Origin of the sequence: Arthrobacter alpinus (genome assembly GCF_001294625.1) — a bacterium.
Taxonomy (GTDB): domain Bacteria; phylum Actinomycetota; class Actinomycetes; order Actinomycetales; family Micrococcaceae; genus Specibacter; species Specibacter alpinus_A.
The window spans coordinates 2,509,896-2,528,139 of record NZ_CP012677.1; the positions used below are offsets into that span (position 1 = coordinate 2,509,896).

15 protein-coding genes are annotated in these 18,244 nt (G+C 65.4%); 3 read left to right on the plus strand and 12 right to left on the minus strand.

Translation table 11 applies throughout. From position 1 onward, the window contains the following. The first annotated feature begins 59 nt into the window (after positions 1–59). The gene (locus AOC05_RS11295) at positions 60–596 is read left to right on the plus strand and encodes a MarR family winged helix-turn-helix transcriptional regulator (RefSeq protein ID WP_062007309.1); all 537 of its coding nucleotides are present in this window, start codon (positions 60–62) and stop codon (positions 594–596) included. Between the two features lie 30 nt (positions 597–626). Here AOC05_RS11295 and AOC05_RS11300 read toward each other — a convergent pair whose 3' ends face one another. The 7 genes from AOC05_RS11300 to AOC05_RS11330 form a co-directional block, all read right to left on the minus strand. Continuing rightward, entirely contained in the window at positions 627–1,670 is a 1,044-nt protein-coding gene (locus AOC05_RS11300; protein WP_157374970.1) for an MBL fold metallo-hydrolase, read from the minus strand. Next, the gene (locus AOC05_RS11305; protein WP_062007311.1) at positions 1,667–2,752 is read right to left on the minus strand and encodes a CaiB/BaiF CoA transferase family protein; all 1,086 of its coding nucleotides are present in this window, start codon (positions 2,750–2,752) and stop codon (positions 1,667–1,669) included. Before AOC05_RS11305 ends, AOC05_RS11300 begins: the two co-directional genes overlap by 4 nt. Positions 2,753–2,776: 24 nt before the next feature. Next, positions 2,777–4,309 carry an acyl-CoA synthetase gene (locus AOC05_RS11310; RefSeq protein ID WP_062007312.1) on the minus strand — a complete coding sequence of 511 codons (1,533 nt, stop codon included), beginning with the start codon at positions 4,307–4,309 and terminating at the stop codon, positions 2,777–2,779. Positions 4,310–4,381: 72 nt separating this feature from the next. After that, positions 4,382–5,302 (minus strand): crotonase/enoyl-CoA hydratase family protein, encoded by a 921-nt coding sequence (locus AOC05_RS11315; protein ID WP_082357944.1) that lies wholly within the window; start codon positions 5,300–5,302, stop codon positions 4,382–4,384. Next, positions 5,302–7,467: a 3-hydroxyacyl-CoA dehydrogenase NAD-binding domain-containing protein gene (locus AOC05_RS11320; RefSeq protein WP_062007313.1), complete on the minus strand. Its 2,166-nt coding sequence runs from the start codon at positions 7,465–7,467 to the stop codon at positions 5,302–5,304. Before AOC05_RS11320 ends, AOC05_RS11315 begins: the two co-directional genes overlap by 1 nt. Positions 7,468–7,471: 4 nt before the next feature. Then, positions 7,472–8,689, minus strand: coding sequence for an acetyl-CoA C-acetyltransferase (locus AOC05_RS11325; RefSeq protein ID WP_062007314.1), 1,218 nt, complete (start codon positions 8,687–8,689; stop codon positions 7,472–7,474). Positions 8,690–8,791: 102 nt separating this feature from the next. After that, positions 8,792–9,949 (minus strand): acyl-CoA dehydrogenase family protein, encoded by a 1,158-nt coding sequence (locus AOC05_RS11330; protein ID WP_062007315.1) that lies wholly within the window; start codon positions 9,947–9,949, stop codon positions 8,792–8,794. Positions 9,950–10,029: 80 nt separating this feature from the next. Here AOC05_RS11330 and AOC05_RS11335 point away from each other — a divergent pair, with 80 nt between their 5' ends. Both AOC05_RS11335 and AOC05_RS11340 read left to right on the plus strand, forming a co-directional pair. Then, positions 10,030–10,893, plus strand: coding sequence for an enoyl-CoA hydratase-related protein (locus AOC05_RS11335; protein ID WP_062007316.1), 864 nt, complete (start codon positions 10,030–10,032; stop codon positions 10,891–10,893). Further along, positions 10,890–11,498 carry a TetR/AcrR family transcriptional regulator gene (locus AOC05_RS11340; protein ID WP_062007317.1) on the plus strand — a complete coding sequence of 203 codons (609 nt, stop codon included), beginning with the start codon at positions 10,890–10,892 and terminating at the stop codon, positions 11,496–11,498. Before AOC05_RS11335 ends, AOC05_RS11340 begins: the two co-directional genes overlap by 4 nt. 95 nt (positions 11,499–11,593) lie before the next feature. On the opposite strand, the gene AOC05_RS11345 is transcribed toward AOC05_RS11340, so the two are convergent. The 5 genes from AOC05_RS11345 to AOC05_RS11365 all read right to left on the minus strand — a co-directional run bounded on the left by AOC05_RS11345 (position 11,594) and on the right by AOC05_RS11365 (position 18,243). Then, positions 11,594–12,421 carry an SDR family oxidoreductase gene (locus tag AOC05_RS11345; protein WP_062007318.1) on the minus strand — a complete coding sequence of 276 codons (828 nt, stop codon included), beginning with the start codon at positions 12,419–12,421 and terminating at the stop codon, positions 11,594–11,596. Between the two features lie 73 nt (positions 12,422–12,494). Next, positions 12,495–14,111, minus strand: coding sequence for an AMP-binding protein (locus AOC05_RS11350; RefSeq protein ID WP_062007319.1), 1,617 nt, complete (start codon positions 14,109–14,111; stop codon positions 12,495–12,497). A gap of 120 nt (positions 14,112–14,231) precedes the next feature. Then, complete coding sequence (locus AOC05_RS11355) at positions 14,232–15,008, minus strand: enoyl-CoA hydratase family protein (RefSeq protein ID WP_062007320.1); 777 nt, start codon at positions 15,006–15,008, stop codon at positions 14,232–14,234. A 3-nt stretch (positions 15,009–15,011) separates the two neighbouring features. Continuing rightward, positions 15,012–16,199 carry an acyl-CoA dehydrogenase family protein gene (locus AOC05_RS11360; protein WP_230085322.1) on the minus strand — a complete coding sequence of 396 codons (1,188 nt, stop codon included), beginning with the start codon at positions 16,197–16,199 and terminating at the stop codon, positions 15,012–15,014. A 10-nt stretch (positions 16,200–16,209) separates the two neighbouring features. Then, positions 16,210–18,243, minus strand: a complete 2,034-nt coding sequence (locus AOC05_RS11365; protein ID WP_062007321.1) for an acetyl/propionyl/methylcrotonyl-CoA carboxylase subunit alpha — start codon at positions 18,241–18,243, stop codon at positions 16,210–16,212. Between the last annotated feature and the right edge of the window lies 1 nt (position 18,244).

Consider the following 18,244-nt stretch of genomic DNA (forward strand, 5'->3'; position numbering starts at 1 on the left):
CGAGTAAATTGTTGTGTCAGCTTGTTGTTGTTGATTTCACCGCCTTGAAAGGACGTCCCATGGCAACCCCCGCCCCGCTGCCCATGGATCCCATTGCCGAAGCAAAGCGCCAATGGGTTGCCCACGGCTGGGCCGACGCAGCCGACGCCATGGCCGCCTACTCCTCCGTCATGCGGGCCCACCAGCTCATGTACAGCAGGGTCGATGCGGTGTTGAAGCCGCTGGGCTTGTCCTATGCCCGGCTGGAACTGCTGCGCCTGCTGTCCTTCACTCGCGACGGCGCCCTGCCGATGGCCAGCGCCAGCGCCCGCCTGCAGGTGCACCCCACCTCCGTGACGAGCGTCGTCGACCGGCTGGAAAAGGACGGCATGGTCCGGCGCGAGGCGCACCCCACCGACGGGCGCGCAACCCTGGTCGTGTTGATGCCCGCCGGCCGGGAATTGGTGGAGGGGGCTACCACGGTGCTGAACTCCGAGGTGTTTGCCCAACCCGGGATTCCTGCCGGGGACCTTCGTACCATGACGGCCATCTTGGCCCGCTTCCGCCGCGAATCCGGTGACTTCACCGATCCGGTCCAATACCCGGACCCCCTCTAATTTCCCGTTGACATGTGGGGCGTGCTGATCTCACATCTCAACGGGGGTTGGGGCGCCTCGGGAGACCTGGATGCCCATATCCCTGCCCTGCTCCGCCAGGTACACCAGGTGGCTAGCGGTTTCTGCGAGCGCCAGCCGCAGTGTGAAGCCGCGCAGGGAGCCGAAGCCGCGCGACCACGTCAGCTCCTTCGACACCTCCCACACGCTGCCCGCCTGCCCCGCATCCAGCACCGCGATGACCTCCCGCGACCGTTCCAGCGTGTGTTCCTTCAGCTCTGCAGCACGTTCCTGCAACCCACGAAACCGGTATTCGTGCCCCGGCAGCACCTCCATGTTGGCGCCGGCACCGAGGATCTCGAGGGAATCAAAGTAGTCGCCCAGAGGGTTCTTGTGGTTCGCCGCTTCCAGGGAGACGTGCGGGGTGATCTTGGGCAGCACGTGGTCGCCCGTCAGGATCAGCTGGTTGACCTCGTCGATGAGGCAGATGCTGCCCGGCGTGTGCCCGGGAGTGGACAGCACGCGCACCGCCAACCCGGCGATGGGTAGCAGTTCACCATCAGCCAGGCGCCGCTGCGGGGCGGCAATGCCTGTCATCTGCGCCCAGGTCTGCTCCTGGAAGCTGACCTCGTCCAGGTACTCATCCGGCACACCCCAGTCGCCAAACTGGGCCCTGTCCTGGGCAACAAACTGCGACGGGTCCCCGCGCCAGTGCTCCGGCAGCGGCTCGTGCTCCCCCAGTGCCACCCACGCCCCCGACGCCTCCCGGAGCCGCGCCGCCATGCCAAGGTGGTCGGGATGGAAGTGTGTCACCACAATTCCCGTGATGTTCGACGGCGCGAGGCCGGCGGTTGCCAGGCCCTCCGTGATCGCCTCCCAGCCTTCATCAGAGTCCCAGCCGGGGTCGACCAGGGCGGCTTCCCCATCCCCCACCAGCACATAGCACAGCGTGTACCGCATGGGATTGTTGACGAAGGGCACCGGGATTGACCACACCCCGGGCCGGACCTGTTCCACGGCAGGCATGACCTTTGCCTTCCACGCCTGGAACTGTTCCTGTGCCGTTACCGTAATCAAGATGCCCTCCAAGAGCTCAATATGGATTCAAAATCTGTCTCACCCTGCGGTTCCCGCGCCACCGGTGCGGTGCGGGAAAAGCGCGGTGCCGGGGCGGCCACCACATGCCTGCCGCTTCCGGAGAGCGCGCCACGGGCGGCAATGTGCGTGTTTTCCGCGGCCTCGGCATACGTCAGCACGGGCGTGACGCACGCATCGGTGCCGTCGAATACATCCGCCCAATCGTCCCGGTTCCTGGCGGCAAAGGCTGCGGTGAGAATCTCCTCAAGGGCCGGCCACTGGCGCGGGTCCTCCCGGTCCGGCAGCTCCGTAAGAGAAAGCCCCAGCCCGTCGATGAGCAGCGCATAGAACTGGGGCTCGATGGCACCCACGGCGACGTGTCCGCCGTCGGAGGTTTCATACGTCCGGTAGAAGGGGGCGGCGCCATCCAACAGATTCGCGGCCCGGGTGTCGTTCCACATGTTCACGGAGCGTAGTTCGAGGATGATCTGGGACAGTACGCTGATGCCGTCCACCATGGCGGCATCCACCACCTGGCCCAGTCCGGAGCGTTCCCGTTCCCACAGCGCTGCGAGGATCCCGGTGAGGACAAACATGGAGCCGCCGCCGAAATCGCCCACGAGATTCATGGGCGGCACGGGCCTGCCGGCCGGGCCGATTGCGTGCAGGGCACCCGTGAGCGCCATGTAGTTGATGTCGTGCCCGGCGTGCCGGGCCAGCGGGCCATCCTGCCCCCAGCCGGTCATCCGCCCATACACAAGGCGCGGGTTCAAAGCCAGGCACTCCACCGGCCCCAGACCCAGCCGCTCCGTGGTGCCGGGCCGGTACCCCTCAAGGAAAACATCGGCCGACGCCACCAACCCAAGCACTCCCGCAAGGTCGTCGGGGTCTTTCAGATTCGCCCGGACTGTGGTGCGGCCGCGCTGCAGGTGGGTGCCGACGTCGTACCCGCCAACCGGTGGGGCGGGACCAACCACCCGGACCACCTGCGCCCCCATGTCCGCCAACATCATGGCGGCATGCGGGGCCGGCCCCATGGCGGAAAGCTCCACCACCTTCAATCCCTGCAACGGACCACCCACAAATTGCTCCTTTTCAGCGGACGGCTAGTTTTGCGCCGCGGCGTAGCTGTCGCGCAGGTTACGCTTGAGGATCTTGCCGGCACCGGACATCGGCAGCGCCTCCAGGAACTCAAAGCTGCGCGGCACTTTGTACCCGGCAATGTGCTCCTTGCAATGGGCCGCCAGTTCCTCCGCCGTTGCGCTATGGTCCGGGGAAAGGACCACGACGGCGTGCACGCGCTCGCCATACTTCTCATCCGGGACGCCAATGACGGCCGAGGAGGCCACGGCGGGGTGCTTGCTCAGTGCGTTTTCCACCTCGGCGGAGAACACGTTCTCGCCGCCGGTGACGATCATATCCTTGAGCCGGTCCACAACGAAGACAAAACCGCCGGCGTCCATGTAGCCCAGGTCGCCGGTGTGCAACCAACCGCCGCGCAACGCCTCGGCGCTTGCCTCGGGGTTGTTCCAGTAGCCCTGCATGACGTGGGCTCCCTTGGCGCAGATCTCACCGACGTCACCGGGACGCGCCTCCGTGCCGTCCAGATCCAGGATGGCCACCTGGCAGTGCGGGGCCGGGCGTCCGCCGGAGCGCATGCGATCGCCTACGTGGTCATCGGGCAGCAGCAGTGTGATGACCGGCGCAGCCTCCGTCTGACCATACGCCTGGGTCAGGCGCACACCAGGGAAGCGTTCCTTGGTGCGGTTGAGCACGCCCTCGGAGATGGAGGAGCCGCCGTAGAGCATGCGCTCCATGGAGGAGAGGTCATAATTTCCGGCGTCGGGATGGTCCACCAGAACCTGGATCATGGTGGGCACCAGCAGCACGTCAGTGGGTTTGTGTTCCTCAATGGCCTTGAACACGCTGGTGGGTTCGAAGAACGGCACCATGACGTGTGTGCCGCCCAGGATGGTCAGCCCACACCAGGCCGCGAGGTCTGCCAGGTGGAACATGGGCGCCGCGTGCAGCAGCGTGGAGCCGGCCTTCAGCAGCTCACCCGAGGCAACGGTACCCAGGCCGGAGGTGACGAAGTTGGTGTGGCTGAGCATGACGCCTTTGGGGAATCCGGTGGTGCCACCCGTGTAATAGACCCCGGCGAGATCGTCGCCGCTGCGGTACGCATCCGGCACGGGCCCGGAGCCGGCCACCATGTCCTCGTAGGAGAGCAGACCCTCCGGGGTGGGTCCGTCACCGCAGTGGATCAACGTGGTCAGCCCGGGCGCTTTGTCCCGCAGAAGTGGCACCATGGGCAGGAAGGCATCGTCAATGAGCAGAACATGCGTCTCCGAGTCCGTCATGGAGTAGGCAATCTCTGCCGGGCTCCAGCGGATGTTGACAGGGTTCACGGCGGCCCCGGCCCACGGCACGGCCAGCAGGTATTCGGCGAACCTGTCCGTGTTCATGGACAGCATGGCGACCCTGTCCCCCGCCTGCACACCAATCTTTTGCAGTGCCCCGGCAAACCTGGCAATCCGGTCGGCGTGCTCCCTATAACTCCGCACCCGGTCCTTGTAAATAGTGGCGATGCCATCCGGGTCCGCCTGAAGTGAACGGTGCAATCCTTGGGTTAGGTACATGGTGACTCCTCGTTATAAAAAATCGACGTTGACTTTCAAACAGGACATTCCAAGCTGGTGCCTCTTGCCTTGCTATTTTCCCGTGAACACTCCCGGACGGTTCTCCGCCATGGCCTGCACGGCCTCGAGCAAGTCCTCGCTGTGCAAAAACGATGAATTCCACAGCGCCACATGCCGCAGCCCGCGGGCAATGTCCTCCTCGCGGCCCTCATTCAGCACGGCCTTGGTGCCGGCCACGGCCAGCGGCGAGTTTGCCGCACTTTCCGCGGCCATGGCCAAAGCCGCAGCCATCAGTTCCGCAGGCTCCGCGTAGACGTCATTGACCAGGCCGATTTTCTCCGCCCGGCTTGCCGGGATGTCCTTGGCCGTGATTGCCAGCTCGCGCAGGTGCCCCTCGCCGATGATGCCGCGCAGGCGCTGGAGACTTCCGACGTCGGCCACGATCGCCAGCCGCGCCTCCCGGATGCTGAACTTGGCGTCAGCACTGGCCAGGCGGACATCGGCGGCGCTGATCAAGTCGACACCGCCGCCAATACACCAGCCGTGCACGGCTGCAATGACAGGCTTCCGGCAGGCGGCCACGGAGGTGATGGCGTCCTGCAGGCCCCGGATGAGACCCCGCAATTCGGTCCGTGCGGCGGCCTGCGCCGGGGCGCCGGGACCCAGCCTTCCCAGCCACGAGCCCAGCACCTCCTGCACGTCCAGGCCGGTGCTGAAGTGGTTTCCGGCACCGGCCAGCACCACGGCCCGCACCGTGTCATCGGCATCAAGGGCCCCAAAAACCCGGGGCAGTTCTTCCCAGAACGCGAGCCCCATCATGTTGCCGCGGCCCGGACCGGTCAGACGCACGACGGCGACTCCCGGGTTGGGTGCCTCTGCCACAGTGAATGCGGTCCAGGCCTGGGTGAAGGCGGGCCCTTTGGCGGCGGGTCCTGTTGTGGCCCCGGCCTGGCTTCCTGCCTGGTTGGGCCCGGCCGCGGCCGCAGTGTTCATCAGTACCTCTCCCCCGCTTCAGCCTTGGCAACCAGGGAAGCCGGCGGCAGGAAGTGCTCGCCATACTGGGCCGCCAGCTCGCGGGACCTGTCCACAAAACCTGCCAGTCCGCCGTCGTACCCGTTCATGTATTGGAGCACGCCACCGGTCCAGGCGGGGAAGCCGATGCCTAGGATGGAGCCGATGTTGGCGTCCTCCACGCTGCGCAGCACCCCCTCATCCACGCACTTGACGGTTTCCAGGGATTCGGCGAAGAGCATGCGCTCCTTCATGTCCTGGAAGGGGATCTCCACGGTGCCGCCGTAGGTCTCCTTGAGGCCTTCCCAGAGGCCGGTGCGGTGGCCGTCGGCGTAGTTGTAGAAGCCGGCGCCGGCGAGCTTGCCTTTGCGGTCAAACTTCTCCAGCATGGTGTCGATGACGTCGTAGCCGGCGTGGTGGCGGTATTTCTGCACACCGTTATCGGCTTCCAGCCCTGACTTGGTCTCCTTCTGGATCTTGGACATGAGGGTCAGATTCAGCTCGTCGGCGAGCTGCAGCGGCGGGGCCGGGTAGCCGGCCTGCAGGCCTGCCTGTTCAATGGATGGCGCGGCAATGCCCTCTCCCAGCATGGCGATGGCCTCATTCATGAAGGTGCCGATCACGCGGGAGGTGAAGAAGCCGCGGGAATCATTGACCACGATGGGGGTCTTCTTGATCTGCTGGGCGATGTCGAAGGCCTTGGCAAGTGTTTCGTCGGAGGTGTTCGCGCCGGCGATGATTTCCAGCAGCGGCATCTTGTCCACGGGCGAGAAGAAGTGCAGGCCGATGAAATTCTCCTGTGCCTTCACACCCTCTGCAAGTGTGGTGATGGGCAGCGTTGAAGTGTTTGAGCCCAGCACCGCGTTCTCCCCCAGGAGGTCCTGGATTTCGGCGAACGCCTTCTGCTTCACCGCCACGCTTTCAAAGACTGCCTCTATGACAAGATCGGCCCCGGCCAGGTCCGCCGCTTCGGCGGTCGGGGTAATCTTGGCGAGAAGCGCATCAGCCTGCTCCTGGGTTTGCTGGCCCCTCTGGACGGCCTTGTCAGTCAGTGTCTTTGAGTAGGCCTTCCCGCGTTCCGCCGCCTCCAAGGACACGTCCTTGAGCACAACGTCCATGCCGCCGCGGGCACACACATAGGCGATGCCGGCGCCCATCATGCCGGCGCCGAGCACCGCAACCTTCTTGGCCGTGTACTTCTCGTATCCTGCCGGGCGGCTGCCGCCGGCGCTGATGTGGCCCATGTCGAAGAAGAACGCCTTGATCATATTCGTGGAGACCTGACCGGTCACGACTTCCACGAAGTAGCGCGACTCAATTTCCAGTGCCGTGTCGAAATCCACCTGGGTGCTTTCCACTGCGGCGGCGAGGATGGCGCGCGGGGCCGGATAGTTGGCGCCCTTGAGTTGCTTGCGCAGGTTCGCAGGGAACGCTGGCAAGTTCGCGGCAAACGCCGGGGTGCTGGGGGTGCCGCCGGGGATCCGGTACTTGGGCACATCCCAGGGCTGCACGGCCTCCGGGTTCGCCTTGATCCACGCCTTGGCTGCGGGTATCAGTTCCTCCACGCTGTCCACGACCTCGTGGACCAGCCCGATTTCCAGGGCCTTGCGGGGTTTGTACTTTTGGCCCTGCAACAGCACTTTCATGGTGGCGTCGGCAATGCCCATCAGGCGCACCGTGCGCACAATCCCGCCGCCGCCGGGCAGCAGACCCAAGGTGACCTCGGGCAAGCCGATGACCGAGCCGCGCGTGTCCGCGGCGACCCGGTGGTGGGCGGCAAGCGCGATTTCCAGCCCGCCGCCCAGTGCCGCACCGTTGATCGCGGCCACCACGGGCTTGCCGAGGGTTTCCAGGATGCGCAGCTGGGCCTTGACCTGCTGGCCCAGGTCAAAGATCTTTTGGGCGTCCTCCGGGGTGGAGGTGACCAAGTCCTTCAGCTCGCCTCCGGCAAAGAAGGTCTTCTTGGCGGAGACAAGCACGACGCCGGTGATGCCCGCCTTCTCTGCCGCGAGACGCTCCACGGCAGCCTGCATGGAGGCAATATAGTCGCCGTTCATGGTGTTGGCAGACTGGTTCGGGTCATCCAGTGTCAGGATGACAACGCCGTCTCCGTCTTGTTCCCAGCGAATGGTGTTTGTGTAGCTCATAGTCTTAGACCCTCTCAATCAAAGTTGCCACGCCCATACCGCCGCCAATGCACAACGTCACCACGGCCCGGCGCTTGTCGGTGCGCTCCAGCTCGTCCAGCACGGTGCCCAAAATCATGGCGCCTGTTGCCCCGAGCGGGTGGCCCATAGCGATGGCGCCGCCGTTGACGTTCAGCTTCTCGTCCGGAATGCCCAAGTCCCTCTGGTACTTCAGCACCACGGACGCGAAGGCCTCGTTGATCTCGAAGAGATCAATATCCGCCACGGTGAGCCCCGCAGTCCTCAGCAGTTTCTCTGTGGCCGGGGTGGGGCCGGTAAGCATGATGGTGGGGTCCGCGCCCGACGTTGCCGTGGCCACAATCCTGGCCCGCGGTTTCAGTCCCAGATGCTCCCCCACCGCGGCGCTGCCCACCAAAACCAGGGCGGCGCCGTCGACAATCCCCGAAGAGTTGGCGGCGGTGTGGACGTGGTCAATCTTCTCCACGGCATGGAACTTTTGCAGTGCGACGGCGTCGAAACCGCCGGCCTCGCCCATGGTTGCGAAGGCCGGGCGCAGGCCGGCCTGGGATTCCGGGGTGGACTCGGGGCGCATGTGCTCGTCGTGGTCCAGGACCACCAGCCCGTTCTGGTCCTTGACGGGGATGACCGAGTTGGCGAAGCGGCCCTCCTTCCAGGCACGGGCGGCGAGGCGCTGGGAGCGCACCGCGTACGCGTCAACGTCAACGCGGCTGAAGCCCTCCATGGTGGCGATGAGGTCGGCACCCACGCCCTGCGGGACAAAGTAGGAGTCGTAGTTGGTGGCGGGGTCCATGGCCCAGGCGCCGCCGTCGGAGCCGATGGGCACGCGGGACATGGACTCCACGCCTCCGGCGATGATGAGCTGATCCCAGCCCGAGCGCACCTTCTGCGCGGCGACGTTGACGGCCTCCAAGCCGGAGGCGCAGAAGCGGTTGAGTTGTACGCCGCCCACAGTGTCCGGCAGGCCGGCGGCAATCACGGCCGTGCGGGCAATCACAGCCCCCTGGTCACCGATCGGGGAGACGACGCCGAGGATCAGGTCGTCGATCAGGTTTTCGTCCAGGTCCGGGTGGCGTTCGCGCAGGGCGTCGATCAGGCCCACCACGAGGTCGATCGGCTTGGTCCCGTGCAGCGACCCCTTCTTGCCGCGGCCGCGCGGGGTGCGGATGGCGTCGTAGACAAATGCTTCGGCTTGTTCGCTCACGTGAGCTTTCCTTCCATTGTCATCCCTGCCGCTGCGGTGCGGCGGGACGGTTGGTAAAATAGTTCATAACGCAGGTGAGGGAGCGTCTGCGTGGAGCTGCCATTAAAGCGAGCGGGCAATGAGTTCCTTCATGACCTCATTGGCCCCGGCAAGCACCCGCAGCACGCGGTTGTCTGCGTACATGCCGGCGATGGGGTATTCCATCATGTAGCCGTAGCCGCCAAAGAGCTGCTGGCAGCGGTCCACCACTTCGGCGGTTCTGTCGGTGATCCAGTACTTGGCCATGGACGCCGTTGCAGCGTCCAACCCGCCGTTGACGTGCCGTGTGATGCAGTCGTCGAGGAACACGCGGTTGACCCTGGTGATCGTGGCGCATTCGGCCAGCTCAAAGCGGGTGTTTTGCAGTTCAAAAAGCGGCTTGCCGAATGCCTCGCGGGTCTTGGTGTACTCGAGCGTGGCCTCTACGGCGGCCTCGCTCATAGCCTGTGCCATGATGGCGGTGATGAGCCTTTCCTGCGGCAGCTGGTTCATGAGCTGGTAGAAGCCCTTGCCCTCTTCCCCGCCCAGGATGTTGGCGGCCGGGATGCGCAGATTCTCGAAGAACAGCTCCGAGGTGTCCTGGCCCTTGAGTCCGAGCTTGTCCAGCTTGCGGCCGCGGGAGAAACCCGGGGTGTCATCATTGACCTCGGCGACCAGCAGCGAGATGCCCTTGGCCCCCAGGCTGGTGTCCGTCTTGGCGGCGATGACCACCAGGTCGCACAGCTGGCCGTTGGAGATGAAGGTTTTCGAGCCGCTCACCAGGTAGTCATCGCCGTCGCGGACGGCCCGGGTGGTGATGGCCTGCAGGTCGGATCCGGTGCCGGGTTCTGTCATGGCAATGGCACCCACCCATTCGCCGCTGCACATCTTGGCCAGCCAGCGGACCTTTTGCTCCTCATTGGCGTAGGCCAGCAGGTAATGGGCCACGATGCCCTCGCTGACTGCGAAGCCCAGGCTGCCCGCACCTGCCTTCGTCTGTTCCTGTAGCAGCAGTGCCAGGTTGGCGAAGGTGCCACCGCCGCCGCCGTATTCCTCAGGGATGGACATGCCGGAGAGACCAAGTTCCCCGGCGCGGGCATACAGCGCCTTGTCAGGGGCGCCCTGGGCCTGGAACTTCTCCTCAAGCGGGGCAACCTCCTTAGTAAAAAAGTCTTGCAGAAGGGACTGTACGTCGAGCAGATCCTCGTCGATCCATGTCGATGTTGACTGAGTTGTTGACATACCGCCAATAGTGCAGGACTATTGACACCGTGTCAATAGATTGCGCAAGTCTTTACTTTCCATTCATGAAAGCGACGGCCATGACTGCTGAAACCACCACTGCTTACACGGCCATTGTCTACGCCGTTGCCGACCGCATCGCGACGGTTTCCCTGAACCGTCCCGAGGCGCGAAACGGTTACACACTGACCATGGCGCACGAGCTCGAGCACGCCTTTCTGGCTGCCGACGCCGACCCCACCGTTCAGGTTGTGGTGTTCACGTGCGTAGGCAAAGATTTTTCGGTGGGTGCGGATCTCAGCGGCGGAGGCTTTGACGTCTCCGGCACCGATCCCGACGCAGATTGGCAGGAACCGGCGGGACGCTGCTCCAAGACCATCTATGGCATGAACAAGCCGGTCATCGCGGCCCTGCGCGGGGTTTCCGTGGGCGGCGGAATGACCATCACGCTCTCCTGCGACTTCCGCCTCGCCTCCACCGACTCCCGTTTTTCCTTCCCGTTCAGCCGCCGCGGCATTTTCCCCGAGGGAGCCTCGGTCTGGTATCTGCCGCGCCTGGTGGGCATTTCCAAGGCCACTGACTGGATGCTCACCGGCCGCCTCTTTGGCGCCAGTGAAGCGCTCGACGCCGGATTGGTCACCTCGGTGCACGAGCCGGAAGCCGTGCTGGGCGCCGCTTATGAACTGGCCCGGGACATCATTGCCAACACCTCGGAGGTGTCCACGGCCGTGATCAAGCAAATGTTGAACCGGCTCAGCGGGCTTGACTCCCCCATCCCCGTGCATGCTATCGACTCCCGGCTCATTGCAGGGCTGAGCCGGCACAGCGACGCGGTTGAGGGCGTAAAGTCCTTCCTGGAGAAACGGCCGCCGGCCTTCCCCATGACGGTGCCGGGCGACCTGCCGCAGTTGCTTCCCTGGATAGAGACAGACCAAACACCGTGACACTTCCCAGCCCTGCCCCGATCCGGCAGCGACTCAACCCCGACGAACGCCGCCAACAGATTCTTGTGTGCGCGCAGAAGCTGTTTAGCGAGCGGGCCTACGAGGATGTTTCCGCGACGGACATTGCAGCGTCGGCGGGGGTGGCCCGCGGGCTGATCAACCACTATTTCGGCAACAAGCGCGAGCTGTACCTGGAGGTCATCAAGGTCAGTTCCACGGTGTCGAAGGTGGCTGTGGCCACGTTACCTATGGGTTCCCTGGAGGAACGGATCGACTTGGCGGTGGCCTGGTTCCTCGATTCTCTGGAGAAGTCCGGCGGCATGTGGCTGTCCTTCGGCGGCGGATTGGGGCGCGATCCGGACCTGGAGAAGATCCTGATCGCGGCTGAGAACGAGTCCATTGAGCTGCTGATTGAGGCCTGCGGACTGTCCGGGCGGACCGCAGGGCTCGAACAGATCCGGGCAATGTTCCGAGTTTATGCGCAACTGGCCCGCAGCGGTGCCCGTGAATGGCTGTTGCGCAAGACGCTGACCCGCCCACAGGTTCATGCGCTGTTGGCCAGCACTCTGAGGGTCATAGCCGAAGAAGCAGTCGCCGCCATCTAACCCCTCGCCCTCCCTTTGACTCGGTTTCACCTTTGGTCGGTTATTCGCAATCGGACCAAAGCTGATACCTCGTCGGAAGTGGTGGGATGGAGAGGCTACTGGTCCACGTAGAGGTCGATCATCAGCTCCACCGACGGGTCCACGGCGTAGCCGGAGAAGTCCTCCATGCCGCGGGCACGCAGTAGCTCCTCGTCGATGATGGCCTGGCCCGTCAGTTCCCGGCTGTTGGTGGTGAGGATCGCGTGCGCGGCGTCGGCCATGATGGCGGCCGTGCGCGATCGCCGGATCATCTCGTCCCCGCCCAGGATGTTCGCCACGGCGGCAGTTGCAATCGTGGTGCGCGGCCACAGCGCATTCGAAGCAACCCCCTGGGCCGCAAACTCGGCCGCAAAGCCCAGCGCCGTCAGCGTCATGCCGTACTTCGCCAGGGTGTAGGCCGGATTCATGCCGAGCCACTTCTGTGACAAGTTCAGCGGCGGGCATAGCGAAAGGATGTGCGGATTCTCCGCCTCCAATAGAAAAGGCAGCGCCGCCTTGGACAGCATGAAGGTGCCTCGCACGTTCACATCCTGCATGAGATCGTATCGCTTGGGTGAAACCTTCAGCGTGCCGTCCAGGGAGATCACGGAGGCGTTGTTCACCACGATGTCGATCCCGCCGAACGTCGCCACAGCCTGCACCACGGCGGAGGCGATCGTCTCGTCGTCGCGGACATCGCCGACCACGGCCAGCACCTTCCCGCCAGCGGCCTCAATCGCTGCAGCTGAGGTGTGGATGGTGCCTTCCAGCCGGGGGTCCGGGGTGTCCGTCTTGGCGATCAGGACCACATTGGCCCCGTCGCGGGCGGCGCGCACGGCGATGGCCAGCCCGATCCCGCGCGAGCCGCCCGACATCAGCAGGGTTTTTCCGCCCAGGTTCCCCATCCCAGACGGGGCACAGGCACCCAAGCCGCCATCCGGCGTCGTGCTTCCCCCACTGCCAGTGCTGCCCAAATCCCTAGATGTTCCGGTCATGACCCCTCCAATATGGTTCGCGCAGATCGCGCTTCAAAATTTTCCCCGTCGCATTGCGCGGCAGTTCCTCCACAAAATCCACCGAGGTGGGGCACTGGTAGTGGGCCAGTCGCTCACGGCAGAAGGCGATGAGGTCCGCTTCGCCCACTGTACTGCCCTCGTTGCGAACCACTACAGCCTTGACGGTCTCGACCCATTTGGGGTGCGGGACGCCCATAACAATCCCCTCGTTGACATCCGGGTGGGCCATGAGCACGTTCTCCACCTCGGGGCAGTAGACGTTCTCGCCGCCAGAGATGATCATGTCCTTGAGACGGTCCACCATGTACAGGTAGCCGTCCTCATCCATGTGCCCGATGTCCCCGGAGCACAGGAATCCGTCAGCTGTGAACGCGTTGGCGGTGTCCTCGGGGCGGTTCAGGTAGCCTCTCATGGTCAGCCGGCCGCGGACCTGAATCTCGCCGTTGACGCCGGCGGGCAGGACCTCGTGCGTGAAGGGCTCCGCGATCCGGATCTCCAGCCCCGGCAGCGCACGCCCCACCGATTGCAGCACCTCCGGCCGCGGCGGATTCCGGTGGTCCGTGTCTTGGAGCATGGAGGCGATGCCGGAGAGCTCGGTCATGCCGAACACGTGCGCCAGTTCCGTGTCCGGCCAGGTTTTGAGGGTCTTGGCCAGAAGCGGCAACGGCATGGGCGAGGAGCCGTACGCGATCTTCTTCAGCGAGGAAAAAGCGGCCGCAGCCTGCTCCCCCGCACCGAGGACGGCGTGGATGACGGCCGGAACCAGGAACGCGAACCGGGCCCCCTGGGCAATCGCCTTCATGAGCGAGGGCCCGGAGGGGTCACGCAGGTAAATGGTGCTCGCACCCGCGTAAATCCCCACCTGGAGATAGCAGGAACCACCCACGTGGAACATCGGCATGCCAACCATGTTCACGTCGCCCGGCACCATGCGGAAGCCCTCATTGGCCATGACGGAGTGTGCGTTGACCGACGTGTGCGTCAGCTCCACGCCCTTGGGCCGGCCCGTGCTGCCCGAGGTGTAGACGACCAGGACCGTGTCGTTCGGGTCAATCTCTTCACGTACGACGCCGTTGCCTCCTTCCGAATTTTCGGCGGCTTCCATGCCTTCCGGGGCTTGGGCGCCGCCGGCAAGGAACGGCTCATATTCGTCGTTTTCTCCTCCGATGGCGACGGTGCGGGGCGGCTTAGTTTCACTCTCGGCTGCGGCTGCCTGCAGCACGCCCTGGAACTCGGCGCCGTAAAACACTATTTTCGGGGTCGAGTCTTCAAGGATGTAGGCCAGCTGGCCGGGGGCCAGGCGGAAGTTGCCCACCACCGTGCCGGCGCCGAGTGCTGCTGCGGCAAAGGTCAGTTCAACGATGGCCATGTGGTTCATGTCGAAGGTGAGGATGCGGTCCCCCCGCCTGATGGCGGCCCTCCGCAGGGCCTCTGTCAGCGCGAGGATCCGGGGCCGCCACTGGGCCCAGGTGTAATTGACGTCGCCGCAGATGACGGCGTTTTCATCGGGCCTTTCCTTGGCCCAGTGGTCCAGCCGGTCCTGCAGAAACACCGGCGTCGCAAGGGTGTCAAGCGTCATGTCTAACCTTTCTGTTGCGCCGGCGTCATTGCCGGGGGTTGGTACACGAGGGTTGGAGAGGGCTGAGGTGATGCAGGGTTCATGAAAAACCTGCCAAAGGTGATGCAGCGTTGGGGCGGGTCAGGGGGCGGGGAGGCTCCAGGACGGCTTGCGGCGTTCCAGGAACGCGGCCATGCCCTCCTTTGCCTCCGGTGTGGTGAAGAGCCGGGACGACAGTTCAACCATCTGCCCGGCACCTTCATTGAGGGCGGCGAGCATGGTGGCGGCGGCCATCTTCTTGCTCACTGCCAGGCCCTGGGGGGAACCCTGCCGGATGCCGGCCAGGATGGGTTCCAGGGCGGCATCCACGTCGTCCACCGCGAGTGTGATGAGTCCGCAGTCCTGCGCCTTTGCGGCGTCGAACGACTCCCCGGTCAGGTAGTAGCGGGACACGGCCCGGCTGCTCATCCGCGGCAGCGTGGTCAGCGAGATGATGGCCGGGCCCAGCCCGATCCGCACCTCGGAAAAGGCGAAGGTGGCGGAAGAGGCCGCCACGACTATGTCGCACGCACCCAGCATGCCCAGCCCGCCTGCCCGGGCCACGCCGCGAACCAGGGCAATGACGGGCACGGACACCGTGAGGATGGTGCGCAGGATCGTGACCAGATCCTGCGCGCCGGCCTCGACGCCGTGGGCGCCGGCCTCCTTGAGGTCCGCCCCTGCGCAGAACACGCTGCCGGTGTGTGTGAGCAGAATCCCGCGGACCTGTCCGGCGCCGGCTGCGAGCGCGGCCCGTTCCAGCCCGGCAACGAGCTCGCCCACCAGCTGGCGGGACAGCGCGTTGCGGTTGCCGGGCGAGTCCAGGGTGATCGTGGCGATGCCACCCGAAACGGCGTAGCGGACCAGTTCAGCAGTCACGGGTCAGTAGCTCTTCGGCAGGCCGAGCGAGTGCTGGGCAATGAAGTTCAGCACCATCTCACGGCTGACCGGCGCCACCCGGCCAATACGGGCCAAGCCCAGCATTTGTGCCAGGCCGTATTCCTTGCTCAGGCCGTTGCCGCCCATGGACTGGATGGCCACATCCAGGGCGTTGATGCTGGCCTCGGCACCGGAGTACTTGGCCATGTTGGCTGCCTCGCCGGCGGCCTTGTCTTCCCCTGCGTCGTAGAGCGCTGCGGCCCGGAGCATCATGAGCCGGCTCAGTTCCACCTCGATGTGTGCCTTGGCCAGTGGGTGGGCGATTCCCTGGTGTGCACCGATGGGCTGGCCCCAGACCTCGCGTTCCTTCACGTAGTCCACGGCCTTGTTGATGGCGTAGCGGCCCGTGCCCACCGCGATGGCGGAGGCCATGATGCGTTCCGGGTTCAGCCCGGCAAACAGGGCTTCCAGGGGTGCGTCGGCGCCGCCCACCAAAGCAGAAGACGGGAGGCGGACGTCGTCCAGGAACAGCAGGTACTGCTTCTCCGATTCGATAATGTCCATCTCCACCTCCCGGTATTCAAAGCCGGGGGTTTCCCGTGGCAGCACGAACATGGCCGGGCGCAGGCGGCCATTGCGCTCATCCACGGTGCGCGCCACGATCAGCACGTAGTCGGCGTTGTTGACGCCGGTGACATAGATCTTGCGGCCGTTGAGCACCCAGTCGTCGCCGTCGCGGCGGGCCACGGTGGAGATGTTGTGCGAGTTGGAGCCGGCGTCGGGCTCGGTGATGCCGAAGGCCATGACGATGGAGCCGTCGGCAAATCCTGGCAGCCACTCCTGCTTCTGTTCGTCCGTGCCGTATCTGGCGATGATCGTGCCGCAGATGGCCGGGGACACTACCATCATGATCATCGATGCACCCAAGGCGGAGGACTCCTCCAGCACGGCGGCGAGTTCGTAGATGCCCGCCCCGCCGCCGCCGTATTCCTCCGGCACCGAGACGCCCAGGAAGCCGGCTTCGCCGAGCTCCTGCCACATTTCCGTCATAGATTCCCCGGCGCGCGCGTGCTTGGTGGCGTATTCGTGACCGTAGCGGCCCACGATGTCCCGCACCGCCGCTCGCAGGGCCTGCTGTTCTTCAGTTTCAACAATGCTCATCTGCTTCTCCTCGTTGAGTTTCCAAGTCATTGAATTCTTCTTATTTGACGGCGGAGTCGGCGGCGTTGACCACGGCCAGCACCATGCCCACGTCCACGTTCTGCCCCACCGTGACCGGCAGCTCGGCCACCACCCCGTCCACCGGGGCACCGATGGTGTGCAACATCTTCATGGCCTCCAACACCAGCAGCGGCTGGCCCGCGGTGACCGCATCACCCGCCTGCACGTGCACGCTGACCACGGCGCCGGGCATGGGGGCGGTGAGTGAGCCCTCCGCCACGGCCAGGGACGGGTCGGGGAAGCGCTCCACCTCGGTGAAGGTGACGGAGCCGCCGTCGCCATCCACCTCAATCACCGTCGCGGCATTCGTTGCGTAGTGGGCCAGGTGCCACGTGCGCACCAGCCCGTCCACGTCCAAGCTCACCTGCTCGGCGCTCAGATGCACGACGCCGGTCCCCCCGAATCCCTCCGCCTTCAGTCCGCGGCGGGTCAGGGCATACCGGATGGGGTGCTCCCCTGCCGGACCGGCAAAGGTGGTGGTGTGCTGCATGGAGGGAAGGTTCCGCCAGCCGCTGGGCAGCCCGCCCAGCACCCCATTGCTGCGGGCCTGGTCCCTGCGCAGTGCGGCACCGGCCAGGGCTGCTGCGAGCGCGGCCAACTTTTCCTCCGCAGGTCCGGCCACCGGTGCCGCCAGGGTTTCCAGCCCGTGGGTGGACAGGAACGCGGTGTCTGTCTCCCCCGCCAGGAACGCTTTGTGGCGCAGGATGTGCACGAGCAAATCCCGGTTGGTGCGCACACCGTGGATGCGGGCTGTGGCCAGGGCCTTGGCCAGGGTGCGTGCGGCCTCGGTGCGGGTGGGGGCCCAGGCGATGAGTTTGGCCAGCATGGGGTCGTAGTGGATGGAGACGGTGGAACCGGCCTCCACGGAGGAGTCCAGGCGCAGCCCGCGCTCGCGGGCCGGGAGCGCAAAATCCGCAGCCAGCCCGTCGACCTCGAAGCGCTGGATGGTCCCGGTCTGTGGCGCCCAGCCCGCAGCCGGGTCCTCGGCATAAAGACGCACCTCAATGGCTGCCCCACCCACCATGCCGGCACGTGGGGACGGCTGCCTCTCAGGCAGCTTCCCGCCCGCGGCCACCTCCAGCTGCAGCGCCACCAGGTCCAGGCCCGTGGTGCATTCGGTGACGGGGTGTTCCACCTGCAGGCGGGTGTTCATCTCCAGGAAGTAGAAGCGCCCGGCCTCGTCTGCCAGGAACTCCACGGTTCCGGCGCCCACATAGTCAACGGCCCTCGCCGCGGCCACGGCCGCCGCAAAGAGCTTCTCGCGCATGCCAGGAGTGCGTTCCACCAGGGGCGACGGCGCCTCCTCCACCACTTTTTGGTGGCGTCGCTGGATGGAGCATTCGCGCTCCCCCACGGCCCACACCGTCCCGTGGGCATCTGCCATGATCTGGACTTCCACGTGATGGCCCGTTTCCAGGTACGGCTCGCAAAATACGGTCCCATCGCCGAAGGCGCTCGCAGCCTCCGTGCTGGCGGCCTCCAATTCAGCGGGAAGGTCGGCCACGGCCCGGACGATGCGCATGCCGCGCCCACCGCCACCAGCGGACGCCTTGATCAGCACGGGCAGCTGGCTCTCCGTGACAGTGGCCGGGTCCAGTTCGGTCAGGACCGGCACGCCGCCGGCGGCCACCAGCAGCTTTGACTCAATCTTTGAGCCCATGGAATCGATCGCCGCCGGTGAGGGGCCGATCCAGGTCAAGCCCGCCGCCTCCACGGCCCGGGCAAAACCGGCGTTCTCGGATAGGAAGCCGTAACCGGGGTGGATGGCATCGGCCCCGGCCCTCAACGCTGCAGCAATGATCACCTCCGCGCGCAGGTACGTATCGGAGGCGGCCGTCCCGGGCAGGTGCACCGCGGTGTCCGCGTCCAGGACAAAGGGGGCTCCGGCGTCGGGCGTGGAAAAGACAGCCACGGTGGAGATGCCGCGCTCCCGGCAGGAGTGGAAGACTCGGCGGGCGATCTCGCCGCGGTTGGCGACGAGAACGCAGGTGATGGGTTGGTTCATGGTGGTCATT

Coding starts and splice junctions, on each gene's coding strand:
- AOC05_RS11295 (WP_062007309.1), top strand. CDS start 60: ATGGCAACCCCCGCCCCGCTGCCCATGGATCCCATTGCCGAAGCAAAG.
- AOC05_RS11345 (WP_062007318.1), bottom strand. CDS start 12,421: ATGGGGAACCTGGGCGGAAAAACCCTGCTGATGTCGGGCGGCTCGCGC.
- AOC05_RS11360 (WP_230085322.1), bottom strand. CDS start 16,199: ATGACTTGGAAACTCAACGAGGAGAAGCAGATGAGCATTGTTGAAACT.
- AOC05_RS11320 (WP_062007313.1), bottom strand. CDS start 7,467: ATGAGCTACACAAACACCATTCGCTGGGAACAAGACGGAGACGGCGTT.
- AOC05_RS11350 (WP_062007319.1), bottom strand. CDS start 14,111: ATGACGCTTGACACCCTTGCGACGCCGGTGTTTCTGCAGGACCGGCTG.
- AOC05_RS11365 (WP_062007321.1), bottom strand. CDS start 18,243: ATGACCACCATGAACCAACCCATCACCTGCGTTCTCGTCGCCAACCGC.
- AOC05_RS11330 (WP_062007315.1), bottom strand. CDS start 9,949: ATGTCAACAACTCAGTCAACATCGACATGGATCGACGAGGATCTGCTC.
- AOC05_RS11310 (WP_062007312.1), bottom strand. CDS start 4,309: ATGTACCTAACCCAAGGATTGCACCGTTCACTTCAGGCGGACCCGGAT.
- AOC05_RS11335 (WP_062007316.1), top strand. CDS start 10,030: ATGACTGCTGAAACCACCACTGCTTACACGGCCATTGTCTACGCCGTT.
- AOC05_RS11315 (WP_082357944.1), bottom strand. CDS start 5,302: ATGAACACTGCGGCCGCGGCCGGGCCCAACCAGGCAGGAAGCCAGGCC.